We start from the raw sequence: 20070 nt of genomic DNA, 5'->3' as shown, positions 1-20070 counted from the left end.
TAAAATTCAAAATCAAAAAGGGCCTGTCTGGTTTCAGATGGGCCTTTTGTTTTCATCAAACATCCAATTGCGGCTTCAAAAGCATAGGTTCTACCGTTGGGCGATTGATGTAACGCAGTATTAAAACCAACAGAACCAACGCGCCGCATGTGGCACCAATAACCGGCGCACCAACGTACGTCATGGCCCAGCCGGAGATGTAGGCGCCCATTACATCGCAGAAATTTACCAGCGCCATGTAGGCCGTAAACTGCGAACCTTCAACTTTGTCGCGGCATAAGGCCATTAGCACAGGCATTGCAGCTACGCTGAACATAGGGTCGGCAAAATTCCATAAGATAAGGCCCGATACACTCAGTGATTTGTGCAGCCACAAACCACCCATACAATTGAAAACGATGAGGAAAAGGCAAATGGCCAGCATCACTTTGGTCTGCAGCTTTGGCGCGCCTATTCTATCTGCCAATACACCACCGCCAAGGGTTACCAGCAGCGTAGCTAAAGTTCCCCAGCCGCCCTGCAGTACCGATACGGAGTTGTATTGCCAGTGCAGCGTATGGATGAGATGATAAGAGTATGACCTGATGAAAACGCTATTACAGGTATACACCAGTGCTATAACCCCAAACGTCCGCAAGCTTTTTGGTGTTATGATGCCGATATAAAGTTGCTTAAAAAGCCATTTTAGTTGCGGATTATTAAGTTTCTCCTTTACAACTCTTGCCTTATTACGAATGTTAAAAGCGGGGATATAGCTATCGGCCTGGTCAAGCTTGATGAGGTAGGTTATAATAGTAAATACAAGCAGCAGGCCTGACTGTGTTAACGCCGCGTAAAAGAAACCGCTGTGATAAAGTATGGTTGAGAGCCCTGCCGAGCCCAACGCAATACCCAGTAGATAACCGCCACGCATAAAGGCATTTACCCGCCCGCGCTCGCTTTCGGGCACTATAGATATAGCCATGGCATCAACACTTGCATCCTGCACGCTGGCAAAGTTGCTGTGTATAAAAAATGCCAGCGAAACCATGCCCAGTTGCTTAACCGGGTCGTTTATAAAAAGCAAACTTAACGAGGCTATAAAAGCCATAAACTGGGTGAGCACTATCCATTGCTTGCGATGCCCGATAACAGAGAACTGATACCTATCTATAATTGGTCCCCATATAAACTGAATGATCCAGGGAATGCCAACAATGGCGACAAACGTGCCTACACTTTGCGACGATAGCCCCTTACCTGTTAAATAGTTGGCAACTGCAGTTAAAGCAAAGCCCGACGGGATGCCCTGCATGATATACAGGTACAAAAACGTAAAGTAACGCAGGCGTGCGCTTTCCTTTAAAACGGGTAATTTTCTTAACAAGATAATGGGTTTATAATTAGGATAATTTACAAACCTTTAAATTGTTTTGCAAAACAATTATTATTCTTAATCGGAGTTGGGGGTAGACATGCCAACTTCGTTATCATCCGGCTCGCCGGGGTTTATTTTCTTTACATAGATCTCATCTACCAGGATAATAATGATAGAGAGCAGCGGTACAGCAAGTATGATCCCTAAAACACCCGATACCACACCCATTATCACCTGGCTAATGATGGTTAGGGCAGGAGGGATGTTGATCATCTTCTTTTGGATAAGCGGCGTAACAATATTGCTTACGATGGTTTGCGATACCATGTAAAGCAGCGCGGTAATGATAGCCGTATTAAGATCTTTGGTAAGCGCCAGTAAAACACCAGGTATCATGGCAGCCAATGAACCAAAGTTTGGCACCAGTTTTAAAAGTGCTGTAAGTAAAGCTAACACAAGGGCTACGGGGATGCCTATGATCCATAAGCCGGTGGTTATCATTACAAATATGAGCACCATAGATAGCATCATACCTTTTAACCAGCCCTTAAGCGCCTGGCTGGTGCGGTCGATCACTTTACGGGCCAGGGGCTTATTTTGCACCGGGAACAGCTTTACGATACCATCTTTATACAATGAAGGATGTGTTGAAAAGAAGATCCCCAGGAACATGATGATATAAATATCGCCCAATACACCGAAACTGGTGTTGAAGAAACTCTTCGCGGTCGACATCATTTTATCATTGTTATCTCCCTGGGTAAAGTATTCCAGCACTTTTGCTCCTACCGGGGTTGATCCTAATCTGGCTTTAAAGTTATTGATGGTTTCGGGCAGGCTATCGCTTAAGGCTGCAACTTGCTTCTGTATAGTAGTACCCATAAACCAAAGCAGGGTAAGTAATATCAGGAATGATCCCGCAACAGAGATGGTCATACATACCTTGCGATTCCACTTGGTGCTGCGTTCAATCATATCGCCCAGCCCGTGGAAATAAACCGAAATGAGCGATCCAGCCAATATCATCAGCAATACGTTGAAGGCCACACGGGCAATCAAAATAGCTACTACTAACAGTGCTACAATGGATACGGTATGCCACACTTTTTCGTTAAAAGTGAGCTCTTTAGTTGCGTGGGGTTTTTCGGGATGGTCTTTTGGCGGCATTATGTGCAGTTCCTTTGCTCATAATGACAATCTTTTACACTTAAAAGTTTTAAAAGAATTTTTCCATTGCGGTTTAGCGCTTGTCGGACGCCTTTACTTTATTAAAGTATTGTATCAGTTTCTCAATGCTCCGCAAATTGTATTTGCCAGCCTGTATCTGTGCAACTACTTCAGGCTCATCACCCATGGCTTCGCTCATAATGTCCCTAAAGTTTTCATCGGTAAGGTGGCGCATGGTAGCCGTGTTGCCACCGTAATAATAGGTAAGTTTGGTTCTGTTGCCGCCGCCGCTATCGCCTAATGATATACCCAGGCCACCGCCATAGGCTGCACCATAGCTGCCTGCGCCAATGCCAACACCCGGCGATACATGTATTTTTTTGCCGCCGCCACCGCCGCTGCCTGCGCCGCGGGTAGCATAGATCTTTATTTCTTCGTTAAGCGCAACGCGTACAAAATCGAACTCCTGCTTGTTCCACCTTTCATTACCGGGAGCATGTGCTACAACAAAGCTATCCTTACCGGCAACGAAAGATTGCAGATCGCTGGTTGCCAATGAGTAAGGCTCGGCCTTTTCACTCTCTTTAAAATTGATAAACCCCTCGCCCTGTATTGGCCCTTTGCCGCCCGGATTAGGGTAAATAAAACCATCTGTTTTATTGCCTTTAACATCAATAAAATAGCCCGGTAACCACTTTTGCGCAAAAGCATTTTGGCCTGCCATCATACAAATGATAGCTATTAAAATACGACTGATTTTAAATGATCTATTGTTGCTCATTGTTAACAGGAAGTTTACCGGTGTAATAATATTTGAGCAGGGCATCCATGTCACCATAACGGAGAGTTTTGTCTTTAATTTTAGCTACCACTTCGGGTTTGTCAGCTAAAATGGTGCTCATGGTCTCAACAAAATTTTTCTTATCAAGTTTAGTGGTGGTATTTGGCGTTTTACCAAAATAATAGCTGGTTTTTACGCCTCGGCCAATGGCAGTACCTACTTCTAACCCCATCCCAAAATTGCCGCCACCGCCGCCCGAGCCGATAAGCAGCGGAAAGCCTTGTTTAAATATTTTAGCAGCATAAAGGCAAACCGGCCCATCAACCTCCACCAATAAAATAGGATTGTTTTTTAGGTTGATGTTGGTTGATACCACAAAACTATCGCGCCCCATGGTAAAGGCCTTGATCTTGAAATAGGGTATCGGGAAAATATCCGGCGAGCCGGAGTTTTTAAAAAATATCTGGTCACCATCAGGATATTGTCCCTTCATGGGTGGTGCCCATGATACCAGGCCGGTAAAAACCTCGCCGGTAGTGTGGTACACCGTACCCTCGTCCCACTGTTGGGCAGGAGCTTGGGCGTTAGCGGTAAACGAACAGATAAGAATGAAAAGAACGAATAAGATTTTGCGCATTGCGTTAATTTTGATTGTCAGCAGCTTGCGCTGCTTTTTTTTGGCTATATGCCCATTGTTGTAAAGCAACCTCCACGTCTTCCATATCACGTAAACTCTTGCTTTCAATTTCCTTGACAATTAACGGTATATTGGCTAATATCTTGCTTGTAACTTCTGTAAAATTCTTATTATCAATTTTGATCACATTATTAGGATTTTTACCATAGTAGTAAGCTTTTTTAGTGTAGTTAAAACTTGCACCTACCATAGCGGTAACTGCACCAATGCTACCTACACCGAAACCAATGCCCGGGGATGAACGTTTTTCCATAGAGCGATAGATCTTTAAAGTATCATTTGTATTTACTAACACATTTAAAAACGGCTTCCGCTTAAATATTTCGTTTTTAGATACCACAAAGCTATCAACACCGATGATAAACGATCTCAATTCGCTCGATTTGATTTTTACCATATCCGCATCCTTCTGTGTTTTGTAAAAGATTTCATCACCGTCACCGTTAAAAAGAGATTTTTGGGGTGCGGTCCACGATATAAAGCCCTGATGTTTTACGCCCTGCAGGTCATAATAAGAGCCCTCATCCCAATGTTTTCCGAATAGTTGCGCCTTAGCGCTGATTGTAATACTTAAGATACAAAGCAGGAGTAATAATTTTCGCATAATGGTTTAGATTTGAAGACCAAATATAAAATATTATCTGACATGATGAACGTTGATCTGCGCAGCGATACGGTTACCAAACCTACCCCTTTGATGCTTGAGGCCATGTGGAGCGCCAAAGTAGGCGACGATGTTTTTGGCGAAGATGAGACAGTGAATGCGCTTGAAGAAAAAGCTGCCGCGATGTTCGGGATGGAAGCTGCCATATTTTGCCCATCGGGCACCATGACCAACCAGATAGCCATTAAGTGTTTCACGCAGCCACTTGATGAACTGATAGCCGACCAAACGGCGCATGTGTACCGTTACGAGGGTGGAGGAATTGCATTTAACTCGGCAGTATCTACCAGGTTATTGAATGGTTACAGGGGCATCCTTACTGCCGAGATGATAGCGCCTGAAATAAATGCAGACAATATTCACTACCCGCATACCAGTTTGGTAGTATTAGAGAATACGGTAAATAAGGGTGGGGGCGCATGTTACACCCTTAACCAGATAGTACCTATTGCCGCATTGTGCAAAGAGCGCGGATTGAAGCTACACCTGGATGGTGCCCGGGTTTTTAATGCGCTTGCGCATACCGGCGACAAGGCCGTTAACTATGGTAATTATTTTGATGGTATTTCGGTTTGTTTGTCGAAGGGCTTAGGTGCGCCGGTAGGTTCGGTACTGCTTGCCGACAAGGCAACTATCAAATATGCACGACGTATCCGCAAAGTATTGGGTGGTGGAATGCGACAGGCAGGCTTTTTAGCAGCTGCAGGTATTTTTGCCCTGGATCATCATGTAGAACGTTTACACATCGACCATGCGCACGCTCGTATCCTGGCTGATGAGCTGGCCGGTTGTACCTGGGTGAGCAACATTATTCCGGTAGAAACCAATATTGTGCTGTTCGATACCATTGAACCGGCAGATGCGGTTTTAGCCAAGCTTGCTGCAAAAGGCATCAAAGCCGGAAGTACCGACAAACACCGCATCCGTTTTGTAACCCACCTGGATGTGCATGCCGACCAGGTAGAGTATGTGATATCTGTTTTGAAGAGTCTTTAATTAGAAGCCTGCAGTCTGAAAAGTCTGAAGTCCGACAAGTCCGAAAGTCAAAAACATGTCATTGCGAGGATCCCGATGAATATCGGGAGACGCGGCAATCTCATCGCGTTCATCTACAAGCGACGAGATTGCCACGCTATCGCTCGCAATGACACGATTTTAAATGACTCATAAAGTTTCTTACAAGTCAAGGCCTCCAACTTAAAACTTTCGACTTAAAAGCATGTTATCTCTAACAAATGAACCGCCTGATACAAAAGTTAGAGAAGATCGGCCGTGATCCTAAGATCACTGCCAAGGCCGTGGGTTTGCGTTACGTTTCTGACTCAACGCCCGGCTACACCCGCAAAAAATCAGGCAAGGGGTGGACCTATCTCGATGCTGAAGGCAAAACCGTTAAGGACAAGGAACTGATAAAACGTTTCAACAGCCTGGTGATACCACCAGCTTATACCGACGTTTGGATCTCGCCCTATGATAACAGTCACCTGCAATTTACCGGCACCGATGCTGCGGGGCGCAAGCAATACCGCTATCATACGCATTGGAACCAGATCCGCAATCAATCTAAATATCATCGCCTACAAACATTTGCGGCCCACCTCCCAGCAATACGCCAACAGGTAGACCATGATCTTAACCGCCGCAACCTGGATCATGAAAAGGTTGTTGCGCTGGTTGTGCGCTTGATGGAGCTTACCAGCATACGCGTAGGTAACGAATCTTATAAAAAACTTTACGGCTCTTTTGGCTTAACCACTTTAATGGATAAGCATGTAAAGATAGAAGGCTCAAAAATGAAGTTTGAATTTAGGGGCAAAAAAGGGGTGATGCACAAAATATCGCTGCAAAGCAAAAAACTCGCAAGGTTGGTAAAGCAGTGCCGTGATATACCCGGTAAAGAATTGTTTCAATACTACAATGATGACGGCTCGCGCTGCACCATCGGTTCAGGGGAAATTAACGATTACCTGAAGAAAATAACCGGCGAAGATTTTACTGCAAAAGATTTCCGTACCTGGGCAGGTAGCGTAAGCGCACTTTATGCGTTTAAAGAAGCGGGTGAGTTTAACACCCTAAGCGAGTGTAAAAAGAAGATCGTTAGCGTGCTCGATGAGGTGGCCATTAACCTGGGTAACACGCGTACGGTTTGTAAGAAATACTACGTGCACCCATCGGTTATCAAAAGTTATGAAGAGAAGACCATCTTCAAATACATCGATAAACTGGACGGCAACAAAGACATCCAATCATCAGAATTAAACCTGGCCGAAAAGGCCCTGCTTGATCTGCTGGAGCACGAAAAACTGGCCGTTGCGAGTTAAGCGCTTTTCCTTTTTCCTACAATCATTTCGCGGTGTTTTACACCCCAGTCAGATAGCATATTGATGATGTCGCGCAGGCTTAAACCATAATTGGTAAGGCTGTACTCAACGGTTATAGGTTGCGTGTTAAGCACTTCCCTTGTGATCAGTTTATTTGCTTCAAGCTCTTTCAGCTCTTTACTTAACATCTTATTGGAGATGCCTTCAACATCATTTAAAATATCAGAGAACCTGCGCTTGTTAAAATAGCAGATAGAAGATATGATGGAGATCTTCCACTTACCATTCAATACATCCATAGCATCATGAACGGCACGGATATTCTTTTGGCCTTGGATAGGGCAGCAGGACATTACTGTTGCTTCTTTGGTGATTGCTTCGTTAGTCATAAGTTACTTGGTTACTCAAATGTTACTGTTACTTTTGGTTACAAAGTAACTAAAATAAATTCAATAACCATATGTTTGCAGTGTTAATTTAAAATTTACTAAAATGAATTTCGCAAACAAAAATGTAGTAATAACCGGCGGAACCACAGGAATAGGTTTTGCCACCGCAAAAGCATTTATAAACGCAGGCGCCAACGTTTGGATCACCGGCCGCAAAGCTGATAACCTGGAAAAGGCAGCAGCAGAAATAAATAGCCCTAATTTAAAAACGGTATTGTCTGATACTTCAAAAGTAGCTGATATTACTGTGCTGGAGCAGGCTTTTGCACAAAGCGGTCAAAAATTAGATGTGCTTTTCCTGAACGCAGGCGTAGCCAACTTTGCGCCAATTGAACAAGCCACAGAAGATCAATTTGATTACCAATTTAACACCAACGTTAAAGGCCCGTACTTTACGCTGCAAAAATTTATCCCGCATTTAAAGGATGGTGCTTCTGTAGTGTTCACATCATCGGTAGTTGCAACAGCATCTAACATTGGTACCAGCATCTATTCTTCAACCAAAGGCGCTTTGAACAAAGTGGCACAAATTGCTGCTAACGAGTTAGCTGAAAGAAAGATCCGTGTAAATATCGTTAGCCCCGGCCCTATACAAACACCAGGTTTAGAGGGTGTACTACCGGAAGAGGCTAAAGCCCACATTGCAACCCTAACCGCGCTGCAAAGATTAGGCACTGCCGATGAAATAGCGAATACGGTGTTGTTCCTATCATCTGATGCAGCAAGCTTTATCAGCGGCACTGAGATAGTGGCTGATGGCGGCTACCTTTCTTACGGCTTAAAGTAAACAAAGCCTTCTCTAACAAAAATGGGCACCCTTGCGGCGCCCATTTTTGTTACTATTAACTAAACTTACTATTAATTTTTACCTTTCTTGGTAGTGATATAAACGATGCCGTTCTTCGCTTTATCGCCATATTTCTCTATCGCTTCTGAAGAGTTACCGCGTGATATGCTCATGCTGTCAATATCATAAGCCGATAGTTTTTTCATTTCCTTTTCACTGGCAACTTTACCATCTATCACAATCACCTTATCTGATATTTTATCAAAACTATTGCGGAGGGTGATAGTTGCCGGATAATTTTGCACGCCCACGGCTCCTTGCAAGCCAAAAGTTGAAGGTTTATCATTCAATATAAGGACATCGCTTGTTTTTGCAGTACCCTCCGCCTTGTATTTGGCGCTATCTAACCTTATCATAATTGTATTTTTTGCAGGTTTCCCATCGATAATGACCTGATCTCCTTTATTAGCTAATGCGGCGCTTCCTGCCTGCGTGATAACAATATTAGAAACTACACCTTTTGTTGGTGGCATCCTGGCGATAAGTTCTTTTTCTTTAACAGTTAATTTTGTGGGGTCTTTAGCAACGCCGTTGATGGTGATCGTGCCAACTCCCTGCGCCATCTGTTTGCCGAATTCAGAGTTTTTTGTATCAATAACAATAACTGGTTTTTTACTATCTGAGCCGAATTTTTCACTGTAAAATTTAGCATCTGATCCTTTAAAAACAGTGACATGTGCTATTGAATTAGGATCGAGCTTTGAAAACTCTTCTTTACTTATTTTTTTATCATCGACAATAATGTCCGCTGAATCAAGGCTGTTCTTATTATCGAGAGTGATCGTGAACTTCGCCTTTTTTACCGTATCGCTTTTCATCAGGTAAACTTGCGTTACTTTACGATTGCCTGTATCAAGTTTAGTAACAAACTTTTTGGCAGGCACTGTATCAGTAAAAGTGATCCCCGCATCTTTCGCAGCTTCTTTTATAGCAGTCGTCATCGGTTTAATGGCATTGGTCAGCTTTATGGTTAGCGGTTTAGCTACATCAGCTTTTGATATGGTAAATACCAGCAGCGAGCAAACCACCACGGGTATTACAAATGCATAACGGGTTAGGTTAGCTTTAGAAGATCTTTTTGCGTTCATCATAATTATGCGTTTTTTAATGGTTGATAGATTAAAGTGGTTCACAATGCCGGGCGTGGTATTATTGAAGCTTACGTTCACCAGGCTGTACTGATAGCGTTTGCTGTCTGCACCATCATTCAATACTTTGCGGTCGGTTATAAATTCAATGTTCTCGCGTACTGCCTTTTTCATCAGCCATATACCGGGGTTAAACCAGTAGAATACGCAGCTTATCTCGGCCAGTAAAATGTCCACTGTATGCCAGCCGTTCACGTGTATCTGCTCGTGCTGCAAAATGGCATCAAGGTCCTGGCTGGAGTGGTTGGCCGGGTTGATGTAAATGCTTTTCCAGAAAGAGAAGGGCGCAGCTTCGCCGCTGATGACCCTTACATCGTGGTTGTTTATTCGCTGCGGTATTGAATTGCGGTAAAGCATGTACAGCGAAAAAAGCTGCATAATAAACCGTATACCTAAAATAACTACGCCGACCCAAAACAGCACGGTAGCCCATTGCCAGTAATCAGGCTTATCAAGAATTTCCCGGGCAGGCATTTGCCAGTTATAAATTACCACCTGCACAGGTTTTGCTAATTTGCTGTGGCGTTCTGCAAATGCTGTAAGATCAATGTATGGATAAACCGAAGCAAAGATGATGGCGGCTACCAGGTACGCACGGTTAAGTGAATAAAAGGTTAGCGGGCGCAATACCAAATAATAAACGGCGCAAAACAAAATCAGCGCAACGTTAACCTTAAACAGAAATATTATTAAAGCAGGCATGGCGGTTTATTTTTTTGGTTTTTCAATCAGGTTGATTATCTCCTGCAGATCGCTTGCACTTATTTTTTTATCCTTCGCGAAAAAGGTAACCAGGTCTTTATATGAGTTTTTAAAGTAATCGCTCACAAAGCCATTCATAAAGCGCTTTTTATATTCTTCTTCGGCAATGGCGGGTGAGTAGCGGTACGAGTTACCTAACTTTTCACCGGTCACAAAACCTTTACGCTCCAGGTTTTTTACGGTTGAGGCCAACGTGGTGTATGGCGGACGAGGGTCGTTGATCTGCTCTAAAAAATCTTTGATAAAGCCTTTGCCAATTTGCCAGATGGCTTGCATCGCTTCCTCTTCCTGGGGAGATAGTTTTTCCATTTCTACGAGTTTTTCGTAAATATACGACCACTTCGTAATAATGCAAATCTTTTTAACAATATTTAACAAAGGCACATAATCCTCACTGCCTTATTATGCGGTAGTTATGTTTGCCTATGTAAGCGAAACACTTATATTTGGTTACTAATTAATTTGATTAAAAATGCCTTTTATTACCACTGTTATCACCGGCGCCACATCAGGTATAGGTCGCGAAACTGCTCTTGCACTTGCAAAAAAAGACCACGCTATTTACATGCTGGTACGCAACCTCGAAAAAGGTGAAGAGGTAAAGAATGAAATTATTTCAGCATCAAAAAATAAAAACATTTACGTAGTTGAATGCGATCTGGCAAATTTAGAGAGCGTGCGCAATGCTGCTGATGTTTTACGCAGCAGTTTGCTTGGAATTAACATATTGATCAACAACGCCGGCGGTATCTTCGGCACACGTGAGGAAAGTGCCGATGGCCACGAGATGACCTTCGCCGTAAACCACCTTGGGCATTTTCTGTTGGTACAATGTTTAATGCCTTTGTTAGAACGGGGGCAGGCACGTATCATCAACGTAAGTTCAGAAGCCCATCGGTACACAGATGTGAAGTTTAATGATCTGGAATGGCGCAGCCGCCCTTACTCACCCTGGAAGGCCTACGGTAACGCAAAACTTTTTAACATATACTTCACCCGCTCTTTAGCTACCAAATATGGCACTAAGGGCATCAGTTCTTTTGCTTTGCACCCCGGCCTGGTTAACACCTCATTTGGTGTTGGTATAAGCGGTTTTGGTAAATTTTTGCTGTGGCTTGCAAGGCCGTTCATGATCAATGCCGAAACAGGTGCTTTAACCACTATCTACCTGGCAACAGCCCAGCGCATCGATTCAAAAAGCGGGCAGTATTTTAAAGACAGCCGACCGGTAAATCCATCTGCAAAAGCTGTAGATGAAAAGGGCAGGCAACAACTATGGGACATCAGCATGGAAATGGTTGGCACGCATTTGGTTTAAGTTGTAAAAAGATTGTCACACTATTGTCAGTGTGATTTTAATGATTAAATTAGACGTTTAAACCCACAACCATGAATTTGAACAAAAAACTGCTTGCTGTGATTGGCCTTTCATCAGGCGTATTGTTTATGGCAATGTCTCCTGCAACCCAAAAAGCCGACGAGCCAAAATTTAAAAATCTTAAGGTACTGCCAAAAAATATCACCGGCGAGGAAATGCACAAAACCATGGAAGAGTGGGAGCATGCCTTAGGCGCACGTTGCAGTTTTTGCCATGAGCGTAATGAGGAGACCAAAAAGATGGACTTTGCCAGCGATGCCAAGCCCGAAAAGCAAATGGCGCGCGAGATGTATAAAATGACGCAGGCCATCAACAAAAAATATTTCCACTCAAAAAAAGATAGTACAGGTATGGTGGTAGAGAGCAATGTAAATTGCTACAGTTGCCACCGTGGTGTTTCGCACCCGGAGATCATCAGGGCATCAGAACTGCCACGGGCACAACGCCCCGAAGGCCAAGCACCGACAGGAACACCTCCGCCGCCGCCACCAACGCCACCTGCGGGCGCACCAGCAAGTGGAAAATAAATAAAAGCATAAACCGGGCACCTGCATTTGCAGGTGCTTTTTTATTAATATCACAGTTAAAATATCATGAAAAAAGTAACAGGTATCGGCGGCATCTTTTTTAAATGCCGCGACCCAAAATTGATGAACGAATGGTATGCCCAAAACCTGGGCCTGCCGGTGGAGCAGTACGGCACCATGTTTAAATGGCGCGATGCCGATGATCCTGAAAAGGAAGGCACAACGGTATGGTCGCCTTTTAAGGATGATACTAAATACTTTGAGCCATCAAAGAAAGATTTTATGATCAACTACCGGGTAGAGAACCTGGAAGCGTTGGTTGAGCAATTAAAAAAAGATGGCGTTACTGTGGTTGATGAGATAGCTTCTTATGATTACGGCAAGTTTGTACATATACTTGACCCTGAAGGCAACGCCATTGAACTTTGGGAAGATCTGGGCTGATAACAATATTGACTCACCCGGTCTACGCTACGCTCGACCACCCTCTCTGCTGCAAGCAGCAAAGAGGGTAAGAAGTGATTTTTTTTAACACCCTCTTTACGCTTGCGTAGAGAGGGTCGACAATCCGCCAACTGGCGGATATGTCGGGGTGAGTTGGCTGAGTGATAACACCCGTCTACCGGAAAGAATTGACTGATACCTGATCCTTTATATGCTCTGCGCAATAACGAACCCGCTTGCCCATGCCCATTGAAAGTTGTAGCCGCCCAGCCAGCCCGTAACATCAACGCATTCCCCGCCGAAAAACAGGCCGGGGATTTTTTTTGCCTCAAGCGTTTTTGATGATAGCTCATCGGTGTCAACCCCGCCCGTCATTACCTCGGCTTTATCATAGCCTTTGGTCCCTGCAGGTTTAACCTTAAACTCATGTATCAAGTTACTGATATTCTCCAGATCGGTTTTTGATAACGAAGCCAGGTTTTTATTTACCGGTAAATGCCCGCTTAAGGCATCGGCAAACTTTTTTGTGAACAGCCCTGCCAGGTAATTCAGCAGGGTTTTTTTGCCGTTCTGCTCGCGTTCGGTCGTAATTAGTTCGGCAATGTCTTGTCCGGGCAGCATGTCAATGTATATCAACTCGCCGGGTTTCCAGTAGGATGATATCTGCAGGATAGCCGGTCCGCTTAGTCCCCAGTGGGTAAACAGGATGTTCTCCTCAAAACTTGCCCTATCGTTCCAAACCCGGCAAAATATACTGTTACCGGATAGTTGCTCATACCAGGGCTGGTCTTTGCCGGTTATAGTGAGCGGTACCAGTGCAGGGGAGGTTGCTGTAACCTTCATCCCAAAACCTCGCGCTACGCGCAATCCAAAATCTGATGCGCCTAATTTCTGGATAGGCAGCCCGCCGCTGGCAATAACCACTTTAGTGGCGAATAATGTTTCCTGCCTATTGTGATACAAAGTATCTACCTCAAAACCTTCTGATGTTTGGCGTACTGCTGTAACCTCGGTATTGCACTGTATCTGCTGGTCCAGATCGTTACATAAACCGGTGAGCATCTCAACAATGTCTTTAGCCTTATTGGTAGCCGGGAATAATTGACCTAACGTTTTTTCCTTACCCTCAATGCCATAGGTTTCAAAAAATGAAATGGTATCGTCAACCGTCCATTGTGCAAGCGCAGATCTGCTGAAATGCTCATTGTTGGATATGAATTGCTTATGCGTGGTATGTAGGTTGGTGTAGTTGCACCTGCCGCCACCGCTGATAAGTATTTTGGCACCTACACGATCGTTCTTTTCAAGTACCAGTGTGCGTTTGCCCAAAAAGCCGGCCTGCACAGCACACATCAATCCGCAAGCGCCGCCGCCAATTATTATAGCTTCAAAATGGGTTTGTTTTGTTAAATTTGCCGTCATGGGTGGTGTTGCGCAAATATCAGAATTTGGAAAGATACTTATCTTTTTAATTACAGGTACCGTTGCCATAGGTGGTTTATTCTTTGTAAACCGCTTATTAGCGCCGCGTAACCCCAACCCCGAGAAGCTAAGTACCTATGAATGTGGCGAGGCGCCAACAGGTAACGCCTGGCTGCCATTCAATTCCCGCTTTTATGTAATTGCCCTGGTTTTCCTGTTGTTTGATGTAGAGATGGTGTTTGTTTTCCCGTGGGCAACCGTTTTTGGGGATAAGCAACTGATTGCTGCCGACAGCCGCTGGGGATGGATCTCGCTTACAGAGATGTTTATCTTCCTGGGCATTTTGATACTTGGCCTGGCTTACGTGTGGGTTAAAGGCGACCTTAACTGGATAAAACCGAAACTGAACGTTCCGCGCAGTACAACAAAAATACCGCGTAATTTATACGAGCAGGTTAATGCGCTGCAAGGCCGGTTCACGGTACGTGATTTTAATGCTGAGTTTGTGCCTGTCACTGCATCAGAGCCTAAACCGGCAGCCGCTACGGCAACTGCTGAGCCACGCAAACCTATGTTTAAACCAACTTTTAAAAAGCCGGCCAATGATGCCTGATACCACAAGCGAGAACGGTGGCATAATGGTCACTAAACTGGATGACCTGCTCAATTGGGCAAGGCTATCATCGTTATGGCCCATGAGTTTTGGTATTGCCTGCTGCGCCATAGAAATGATGGGCGCCATGGCATCAACCTATGACCTCGACCGGTTTGGGGTATTTCCGAGGCCATCAGCACGGCAATCAGATGTGATCATTATTGCCGGTACGGTTACTTTTAAAATGGCCGAGCGTATCAAACGCTTATACGAGCAAATGCCCGATCCGAAGTATGTGATATCGATGGGATCATGCTCTAACTGCGGCGGCCCATACTGGCAGCACGGTTACCATGTGGTAAAAGGCGTAGATAAGGTGATCCCCGTGGATGTTTACGTACAAGGCTGCCCGCCCCGCCCCGAGGCACTTATCGGCGCCATACTGGAGCTGCAGAAGAAGATCCAGAAAGAACATATTGTAGCCGGCCCTGCGGCAATTTAAATTTACTGACATTTTCTTGTCAGCGTTCATAAGCGTTCACGGTGTTCACAGATGTTCATGGCGTGAACGTGAACACCCATTAATAACGGCTTTTTGCTGGACACCCAAAAGTTTCTCTCTAAAAACCGGCCCCATTGTAAGGCAAAGTAAGGGCATTGTACCTACTAACTGCGCAGTATTGATTTAATAACAAAGTAGGTTTCTATCTGCATTTACTTTAACTACATTTGTTAAGTATGCAAAAGATATTGGTAGCCAACCGCGGCGAAATTGCGCTGCGGGTAATGCGTTCCGCCCGTGAAATGGGCATTAAAACCGTAGCTGTTTATTCTGAAGCCGACCGTGATGCGCTACACGTGCGTTACGCAGATGAGGCCGTTTGTATCGGTCCGCCGCCATCCAATCAGTCTTACCTGGTAGGCGCCAAGATCATCGAGGCCTGCAAGCAAACCGGCGCGGAGGGCATACATCCCGGTTACGGTTTCCTGAGCGAAAATGCCGCCTTTGCCCGCCTGGTACGCGAAGCCGGTCTAACCCTCATCGGCCCATCGCCGGAGGCTATGGAAGTGATGGGTAACAAGCTGTCAGCCAAGGCTGCTGCATTAAAATACAATATCCCCATGGTGCCCGGCACCGAAGAAGCCATAACCGATATTGCCGAAGCCAAGCAACGTGCGGTGGAGGTAGGTTTCCCCATCCTCATCAAAGCTGCTGCCGGTGGTGGCGGTAAAGGCATGCGCATTGTAGAAAGTGCAGCCGATTTTGAAGAACAAATGAACCTGGCCGTATCGGAGGCTACCTCAGCCTTCGGCGATGGGTCTGTTTTTATAGAAAGGTATGTATCGTCTCCGCGCCACATCGAGATACAGGTATTAGGGGACAACCACGGTAACATTGTACACTTATTTGAGCGCGATTGCTCTGTGCAGCGCCGCCACCAAAAGGTGGTAGAAGAGGCCCCGTCATCCGTTTTAACGCCGGAGATCCGCGAAGCTATGGGCCGTTGCGCGGTGGATGTTGCAAGGTCGGTTAATTACACCGGCGCCGGCACAGTGGAGTTTATTATGGATGATAAGCTCAATTTCTATTTCCTGGAGATGAATACCCGCCTGCAGGTAGAGCACCCTGTAACAGAGTTTATTACCGGCATCGACCTGGTGAAGGAACAGATAAACATTGCCCGCGGTCATGCCATCAGCTTTAAACAGGAAGATCTGGAAATTAAAGGCCACGCAATGGAACTCCGCGTATATGCCGAAGACCCGGCAAATAACTTCCTGCCTGATATTGGTACCTTGCAAACCTATGTTACGCCTCAGGGCCCCGGTGTAAGGGTAGATGATGGCTTTGAGCAAGGTATGGAGATACCCATCTATTACGACCCCATGATAGCCAAACTGATCACTTATGGTAAAGACCGTAAAGAAGCTATCGACCGTATGGTAAGGGCTATTGACGAGTATGTCATAACAGGCATAACTACCACGCTACCATTCGGTAAGTTTGTAATGCAACATGAGGCATTTATTTCGGGTAACTTTGATACACATTTCGTTAAAAAGTTTTTCACCCCAGAGGTACTTGATACTGAAAATACCGATGAAGCAGAGATTGCGGCCCTGCTAATGGAACGCCTGCTAAACACCAAAAAAGTGGTAGTTGCAGAAACTGCTGTTGTTGCCGAAAGTAACTGGGTGAAGAACAGAAGGGCGCTATAACAATAGCATAGTTGCCAACTCTTCAACAAGTTTTACTTGTGCAGGTATAAGTTTCACTTTAGCCTCGTTTATCGTAAACCACCCGGCACGGTCTATCTCCGGAAAGGTTTTGCGCTTACCTGACCGGGGTGGCCATTCTATTTCAAAAGTGTTGCTAACGATGCTGGTGTGGTCAATGTCAGCTTCAACGGCCCATGCGTGTACTGTTTTGCCGCTTTTTTGCCTGATAGGTTGCAGTTTCGTGAAGTTGCCATCAATAGCTTTGCCGGTCTCTTCTTCAAACTCCCGCTTTGCTGCTGCAAGGGCATCTTCGTCATCATCAAATTCTCCTTTGGGGATAGACCACGAGCCATCATCTTTTTTGGCAAAGAATGGCCCGCCGGGATGTACCAGGAAAACCTGCGTTCTATTTTCAACAGTGCGATAAAGCAGCAGACCGGCGCTTTGCTTCATTTATTTACAGAATTTATAAGCTGATAACGCTGGGTTTATTATTCAGTTTTGATTTAATTATTAAGATAATTCAAATCGCTTTAATGTAAATTAAAGCATCGTTTTGCTTTTTCTTCAATATTTATTTAGTGTCGGTAAAGTGAAAATTTATAAGCTAAATGTTTAAAAATGAATTATTTTTGTGGCATTAAAGTAAAGAAACCTAAATACTTAAAGTATATGAAATTCAAATCGCTCGCAACCTTAACCTTCACAGCCCTAACGGTTTTCCTTTATTCAGCTTGTACAAAAGAGACAACCACTAAAACTGACAGCGACAACAACAAGGCTATCGCTACCCAAATTGCTGTTAACCTTACCAACTCTTTAGCAGCCACAGTTGCCAGCGGCAACAACTATTCCGGCTTACCAAAAACCAACAGCGTAGTTAACGGCAAAAAAGTAAATGATCTTACTTGTGGCCAGTTTATTGAGCAGCCATTCAACAACACTTATACCAAAGGCGATTCTATTAAGGATGTTATGGTTGGTTCAAATAAATTTGTGATCAGCTGCCAAAACAATCAGCCTAACGGTTATACCTACACCGGCGAATACGTAAACAGCGGTTTTAGCCCATATTTGAGCAATTACAAAAACACCGTAAAAGAATTTTATACCCTTAAATCATTAGCTGATGCATATACCAAAATGCAGGTAGATGGTTCACAAAATTCTACTTATAACTTTACCACCCGTAAGGATGGCGAGGTGATGGTTCAAACCAACACCTATAACCTTAAAGGCTTGGTTATAGATGCTACTTCAAGACCATTTGATATCACTGCCGGCGTGGCTGAGTATGTATCTAAAGGTAACAATGCAGGCCGTGAGTTTAGCTTTGCGGGTACTATCACTTACTTAGGTAACCATAAAGCAAAGGTTACTTACAATGGCCAAAGCATAGATATTACTATCAACTAAGATATTTTTCTAAAAAATAGGAAAGCGGACCTTTAAGTCCGCTTTTTTTATGAGCCTCGGTTTACAAACAGGATATGCAAATTCATTACTTTTGAAACATGTTTACCGGAATCATTGAGACTTTAGGAAAGGTTGCCGATCTGCGCACCGAAGGCGGAAATCTTCACATTACAGTTGAATCATCAATAGCCAATGAGCTTAAGATAGACCAATCTGTTGCGCATAACGGTGTTTGTTTAACGGTAGTGGCTTTAACTGATAACACGCATACGGTTACTGCTATAGAGGAGACCTTAAATAAAACAAACCTATCTCACCTAAAAGTTGGTGAACCTATAAATCTTGAACGCTGCATGCAAATGAATGCCCGTTTGGATGGGCACATCGTGCAAGGCCATGTTGACCAAACCGCTGTTTGTACCCGTTACACCGAATTAGATGGCAGTTGGGAATACACCTTTAGCTATGACCCCGGCGTTGGCAATGTAACCGTAGAAAAGGGATCTATCTGCGTTAATGGAATTAGTTTAACGGTAGTCAATTCAGGCCCGCGCGAGTTTTCTGTTGCCATTATACCTTACACTTACGAGCATACCAACCTGCACAACGTACGCGAGGGTTCTGTGGTAAACCTTGAGTTCGATATTATAGGCAAATATGTGGCAAGGCTGATGCAGCGCTAAGTATTATTGCCCTAAGGTTGCGATTCTGCTTTTGCTGTAATCGATGTAAGCCTGCTGTTTGGCTATCGGCGGCTTACCGGCAAGGTATTTACGATAATATTTTACAGCGCTTTTTTTGTCTTTTAAGTAAGTGTCATATACGTTCGCCAGCGAGTAATATATCATTGGCTCTTCTGCAAATTGCAGGCTTTTCTGGTATGCAAGTACTGCCTTTTTGTAATGTTTTAATTTCTCGTTACTATCTGCTATCTCTCCGTAGTATGCACCTGCGTTAGGGGTGATGCCATCCTGTAATGCCAGGTCGAGGAATTTGATTGCCATTGGCTGGTCTTTAACAGCTTTGTAAGCCAGGGCTGTAAAGTAATATGATGATTCGTTTTGTGAGATCTTATCTATTGACAAGAGTGCAGACAAAGCACATTCGTAATTTTTTGTATTGTAATAAGCAACCCCCAGTTTTGATAACACAGGCCCACTGCTGTCGCCACTTCCTATCAGTTTGTTTGCCAATGCTATAACGTCAGGCCATTTCTTTTGGTTATACTGTAGCTTAAGTAAACTGTTCATCAGGATGATATTTTCAGGATCATCGCTGATAGCCTTGGTCAATACCTTCTCTGCCTGGGCGAGAAGTTTCAGGCTTATATAAAGATCGGTAAGGTCTGATGCCACATCGGGTTCGGTAGGGTTGAGCAGGTTTGCCCTTTGCAGGTAGGCAATCTGGCCGGGTATATCATTCCTGTCGCCACTTAGCTTGGCAAGTTGCTTATAAGCCATAAAATTGCTTGTATCACGAGCCACTATCCGTTTGTAATAGATCTCCGCTTTGGTGTTATTGCCTCGGCGAAGATTGATGTTGCCCAGGCTGATCAAGACGCCGGTGTTGGTTGAATCAATATCGTAAATACGCTGGTAGTATTTTTCTGCATCAGCAAGCCTGCCTGCCATGTTTGAAGTGTACGCCAACTGACCTAAAGCCCTTACACTTTGCACCGGCTCACCATAACTTTGTTTCAGGTAATCGGCAGCTTCGGCGAAGCGTTGATTTTGGTAGTAATCTAAAAGTAGGGCATCGTCTACTTTTGTAATAGATTGTGCTGATGCGCTTAAATTTAAGCATAAAAGGAGTGATAGGCCGGTGATGTATTTCATATAACTAATTTATTAGTTATATAGATTGAAACCAAATTTA

22 protein-coding genes are annotated in these 20070 nt (G+C 44.3%); 11 read left to right on the top strand and 11 right to left on the bottom strand.

Features of this window, described 5'->3' with window-relative positions; all coding sequences use genetic code 11:
- Positions 1-55: 55 nt before the first annotated feature.
- The 5 genes from INP83_RS17725 to INP83_RS17705 all read right to left on the bottom strand — a co-directional run bounded on the left by INP83_RS17725 (position 56) and on the right by INP83_RS17705 (position 4606).
- A complete protein-coding gene (locus INP83_RS17725) occupies positions 56-1366 on the bottom strand; it encodes an MFS transporter (protein WP_219125318.1) in 1311 nt (436 codons plus the stop codon).
- A 66-nt stretch (positions 1367-1432) separates the two neighbouring features.
- Positions 1433-2524: an AI-2E family transporter gene (locus INP83_RS17720; RefSeq protein WP_219125317.1), complete on the bottom strand. Its 1092-nt coding sequence runs from the start codon at positions 2522-2524 to the stop codon at positions 1433-1435.
- 73 nt (positions 2525-2597) lie between these two features.
- A complete protein-coding gene (locus INP83_RS17715; protein ID WP_219125316.1) occupies positions 2598-3305 on the bottom strand; it encodes a hypothetical protein in 708 nt (235 codons plus the stop codon).
- Positions 3292-3942 carry a hypothetical protein gene (locus INP83_RS17710; RefSeq protein WP_219125315.1) on the bottom strand — a complete coding sequence of 217 codons (651 nt, stop codon included), beginning with the start codon at positions 3940-3942 and terminating at the stop codon, positions 3292-3294. Before INP83_RS17710 ends, INP83_RS17715 begins: the two co-directional genes overlap by 14 nt.
- A gap of 4 nt (positions 3943-3946) precedes the next feature.
- A complete protein-coding gene (locus tag INP83_RS17705) occupies positions 3947-4606 on the bottom strand; it encodes a hypothetical protein (protein ID WP_219125314.1) in 660 nt (219 codons plus the stop codon).
- 42 nt (positions 4607-4648) lie between these two features.
- Here INP83_RS17705 and INP83_RS17700 point away from each other — a divergent pair, with 42 nt between their 5' ends.
- Positions 4649-5662, top strand: coding sequence for a low specificity L-threonine aldolase (locus tag INP83_RS17700; protein ID WP_370630576.1), 1014 nt, complete (start codon positions 4649-4651; stop codon positions 5660-5662).
- Positions 5663-5901: 239 nt separating this feature from the next.
- Positions 5902-6987 (top strand): DNA topoisomerase IB, encoded by a 1086-nt coding sequence (locus INP83_RS17695; RefSeq protein WP_146270276.1) that lies wholly within the window; start codon positions 5902-5904, stop codon positions 6985-6987.
- Here INP83_RS17695 and INP83_RS17690 read toward each other — a convergent pair.
- Positions 6984-7376 (bottom strand): helix-turn-helix domain-containing protein, encoded by a 393-nt coding sequence (locus INP83_RS17690; protein ID WP_255563186.1) that lies wholly within the window; start codon positions 7374-7376, stop codon positions 6984-6986. The genes INP83_RS17695 and INP83_RS17690 overlap by 4 nt on opposite strands.
- A gap of 103 nt (positions 7377-7479) precedes the next feature.
- On the opposite strand from INP83_RS17690, the gene INP83_RS17685 reads away from it, so the two are divergent.
- The gene (locus tag INP83_RS17685; RefSeq protein ID WP_146270272.1) at positions 7480-8223 is read left to right on the top strand and encodes an SDR family oxidoreductase; all 744 of its coding nucleotides are present in this window, start codon (positions 7480-7482) and stop codon (positions 8221-8223) included.
- Positions 8224-8294: 71 nt separating this feature from the next.
- Here the strand turns inward: INP83_RS17685 and INP83_RS17680 are convergent, their stop codons facing one another.
- Both INP83_RS17680 and INP83_RS17675 read right to left on the bottom strand, forming a co-directional pair.
- Entirely contained in the window at positions 8295-10133 is a 1839-nt protein-coding gene (locus INP83_RS17680) for a M56 family metallopeptidase (RefSeq protein WP_219125313.1), read from the bottom strand.
- Between the two features lie 6 nt (positions 10134-10139).
- Positions 10140-10502 (bottom strand): BlaI/MecI/CopY family transcriptional regulator, encoded by a 363-nt coding sequence (locus tag INP83_RS17675; protein ID WP_219125312.1) that lies wholly within the window; start codon positions 10500-10502, stop codon positions 10140-10142.
- Between the two features lie 163 nt (positions 10503-10665).
- Between INP83_RS17675 and INP83_RS17670 the strand changes: the two genes are divergently transcribed.
- The 3 genes from INP83_RS17670 (at position 10666) to INP83_RS17660 (ending at position 12542) form a co-directional block, all read left to right on the top strand.
- Positions 10666-11511, top strand: coding sequence for an SDR family oxidoreductase (locus INP83_RS17670; protein ID WP_146270266.1), 846 nt, complete (start codon positions 10666-10668; stop codon positions 11509-11511).
- A 71-nt stretch (positions 11512-11582) separates the two neighbouring features.
- Complete coding sequence (locus INP83_RS17665; protein ID WP_146270264.1) at positions 11583-12098, top strand: c-type cytochrome; 516 nt, start codon at positions 11583-11585, stop codon at positions 12096-12098.
- Positions 12099-12164: 66 nt separating this feature from the next.
- Complete coding sequence (locus INP83_RS17660) at positions 12165-12542, top strand: VOC family protein (RefSeq protein ID WP_219125311.1); 378 nt, start codon at positions 12165-12167, stop codon at positions 12540-12542.
- Between the two features lie 207 nt (positions 12543-12749).
- On the opposite strand, the gene INP83_RS17655 is transcribed toward INP83_RS17660, so the two are convergent.
- Complete coding sequence (locus INP83_RS17655; RefSeq protein ID WP_219125310.1) at positions 12750-13964, bottom strand: NAD(P)/FAD-dependent oxidoreductase; 1215 nt, start codon at positions 13962-13964, stop codon at positions 12750-12752.
- Here INP83_RS17655 and INP83_RS17650 point away from each other — a divergent pair.
- The 3 genes from INP83_RS17650 (at position 13963) to accC (ending at position 16779) form a co-directional block, all read left to right on the top strand.
- Positions 13963-14577 (top strand): NADH-quinone oxidoreductase subunit A, encoded by a 615-nt coding sequence (locus tag INP83_RS17650; protein ID WP_219125309.1) that lies wholly within the window; start codon positions 13963-13965, stop codon positions 14575-14577. The two genes, INP83_RS17655 and INP83_RS17650, sit on opposite strands and share 2 nt — an antisense overlap.
- Positions 14567-15061 (top strand): NADH-quinone oxidoreductase subunit B, encoded by a 495-nt coding sequence (locus tag INP83_RS17645; protein ID WP_146270256.1) that lies wholly within the window; start codon positions 14567-14569, stop codon positions 15059-15061. The genes INP83_RS17650 and INP83_RS17645 overlap by 11 nt, the downstream gene beginning before the upstream one ends.
- Before the next feature lie 236 nt (positions 15062-15297).
- On the top strand, positions 15298-16779 hold the full coding sequence (gene accC, locus INP83_RS17640; RefSeq protein ID WP_219125308.1) for an acetyl-CoA carboxylase biotin carboxylase subunit: 1482 nt from the start codon (positions 15298-15300) through the stop codon (positions 16777-16779).
- On the opposite strand, the gene INP83_RS17635 is transcribed toward accC, so the two are convergent.
- A complete protein-coding gene (locus tag INP83_RS17635; protein WP_219125307.1) occupies positions 16774-17232 on the bottom strand; it encodes an NUDIX domain-containing protein in 459 nt (152 codons plus the stop codon). The two genes, accC and INP83_RS17635, sit on opposite strands and share 6 nt — an antisense overlap.
- Positions 17233-17451: 219 nt before the next feature.
- Here INP83_RS17635 and INP83_RS17630 point away from each other — a divergent pair, with 219 nt between their 5' ends.
- Together INP83_RS17630 and INP83_RS17625 are read left to right on the top strand one after the other, a co-directional pair.
- Positions 17452-18195: a hypothetical protein gene (locus tag INP83_RS17630; protein ID WP_219125306.1), complete on the top strand. Its 744-nt coding sequence runs from the start codon at positions 17452-17454 to the stop codon at positions 18193-18195.
- A gap of 98 nt (positions 18196-18293) precedes the next feature.
- Positions 18294-18878: a riboflavin synthase gene (locus INP83_RS17625; protein ID WP_219125305.1), complete on the top strand. Its 585-nt coding sequence runs from the start codon at positions 18294-18296 to the stop codon at positions 18876-18878.
- Between the two features lie 3 nt (positions 18879-18881).
- On the opposite strand, the gene INP83_RS17620 is transcribed toward INP83_RS17625, so the two are convergent.
- Positions 18882-20030: a lipopolysaccharide assembly protein LapB gene (locus INP83_RS17620; protein ID WP_219125304.1), complete on the bottom strand. Its 1149-nt coding sequence runs from the start codon at positions 20028-20030 to the stop codon at positions 18882-18884.
- Positions 20031-20070 lie beyond the last annotated feature (40 nt).

Origin of the sequence: Mucilaginibacter sp. 21P (assembly GCF_019331605.1) — a bacterium.
Taxonomy (GTDB): Bacteria; Bacteroidota; Bacteroidia; order Sphingobacteriales; family Sphingobacteriaceae; genus Mucilaginibacter; species Mucilaginibacter achroorhodeus.
The sequence above is the reverse complement of the archived record's forward strand: the minus strand, read 5'-3'. Positions and strand labels throughout refer to the sequence as shown.

Bases quoted from the DNA above. Each gene is read 5' to 3' on its own strand.
- INP83_RS17720 (WP_219125317.1), bottom strand. From the start codon at position 2,524: ATGCCGCCAAAAGACCATCCCGAAAAACCCCACGCAACTAAAGAGCTC.
- INP83_RS17715 (WP_219125316.1), bottom strand. From the start codon at position 3,305: ATGAGCAACAATAGATCATTTAAAATCAGTCGTATTTTAATAGCTATC.
- INP83_RS17710 (WP_219125315.1), bottom strand. From the start codon at position 3,942: ATGCGCAAAATCTTATTCGTTCTTTTCATTCTTATCTGTTCGTTTACC.
- INP83_RS17705 (WP_219125314.1), bottom strand. From the start codon at position 4,606: ATGCGAAAATTATTACTCCTGCTTTGTATCTTAAGTATTACAATCAGC.
- INP83_RS17700 (WP_370630576.1), top strand. From the start codon at position 4,649: ATGATGAACGTTGATCTGCGCAGCGATACGGTTACCAAACCTACCCCT.
- INP83_RS17695 (WP_146270276.1), top strand. From the start codon at position 5,902: ATGAACCGCCTGATACAAAAGTTAGAGAAGATCGGCCGTGATCCTAAG.
- INP83_RS17690 (WP_255563186.1), bottom strand. From the start codon at position 7,376: ATGACTAACGAAGCAATCACCAAAGAAGCAACAGTAATGTCCTGCTGC.
- INP83_RS17685 (WP_146270272.1), top strand. From the start codon at position 7,480: ATGAATTTCGCAAACAAAAATGTAGTAATAACCGGCGGAACCACAGGA.
- INP83_RS17680 (WP_219125313.1), bottom strand. From the start codon at position 10,133: ATGCCTGCTTTAATAATATTTCTGTTTAAGGTTAACGTTGCGCTGATT.
- INP83_RS17675 (WP_219125312.1), bottom strand. From the start codon at position 10,502: ATGGAAAAACTATCTCCCCAGGAAGAGGAAGCGATGCAAGCCATCTGG.
- INP83_RS17670 (WP_146270266.1), top strand. From the start codon at position 10,666: ATGCCTTTTATTACCACTGTTATCACCGGCGCCACATCAGGTATAGGT.
- INP83_RS17665 (WP_146270264.1), top strand. From the start codon at position 11,583: ATGAATTTGAACAAAAAACTGCTTGCTGTGATTGGCCTTTCATCAGGC.
- INP83_RS17660 (WP_219125311.1), top strand. From the start codon at position 12,165: ATGAAAAAAGTAACAGGTATCGGCGGCATCTTTTTTAAATGCCGCGAC.
- INP83_RS17650 (WP_219125309.1), top strand. From the start codon at position 13,963: ATGGGTGGTGTTGCGCAAATATCAGAATTTGGAAAGATACTTATCTTT.
- INP83_RS17655 (WP_219125310.1), bottom strand. From the start codon at position 13,964: ATGACGGCAAATTTAACAAAACAAACCCATTTTGAAGCTATAATAATT.
- INP83_RS17645 (WP_146270256.1), top strand. From the start codon at position 14,567: ATGATGCCTGATACCACAAGCGAGAACGGTGGCATAATGGTCACTAAA.
- accC (WP_219125308.1), top strand. From the start codon at position 15,298: ATGCAAAAGATATTGGTAGCCAACCGCGGCGAAATTGCGCTGCGGGTA.
- INP83_RS17635 (WP_219125307.1), bottom strand. From the start codon at position 17,232: ATGAAGCAAAGCGCCGGTCTGCTGCTTTATCGCACTGTTGAAAATAGA.
- INP83_RS17630 (WP_219125306.1), top strand. From the start codon at position 17,452: ATGAAATTCAAATCGCTCGCAACCTTAACCTTCACAGCCCTAACGGTT.
- INP83_RS17625 (WP_219125305.1), top strand. From the start codon at position 18,294: ATGTTTACCGGAATCATTGAGACTTTAGGAAAGGTTGCCGATCTGCGC.
- INP83_RS17620 (WP_219125304.1), bottom strand. From the start codon at position 20,030: ATGAAATACATCACCGGCCTATCACTCCTTTTATGCTTAAATTTAAGC.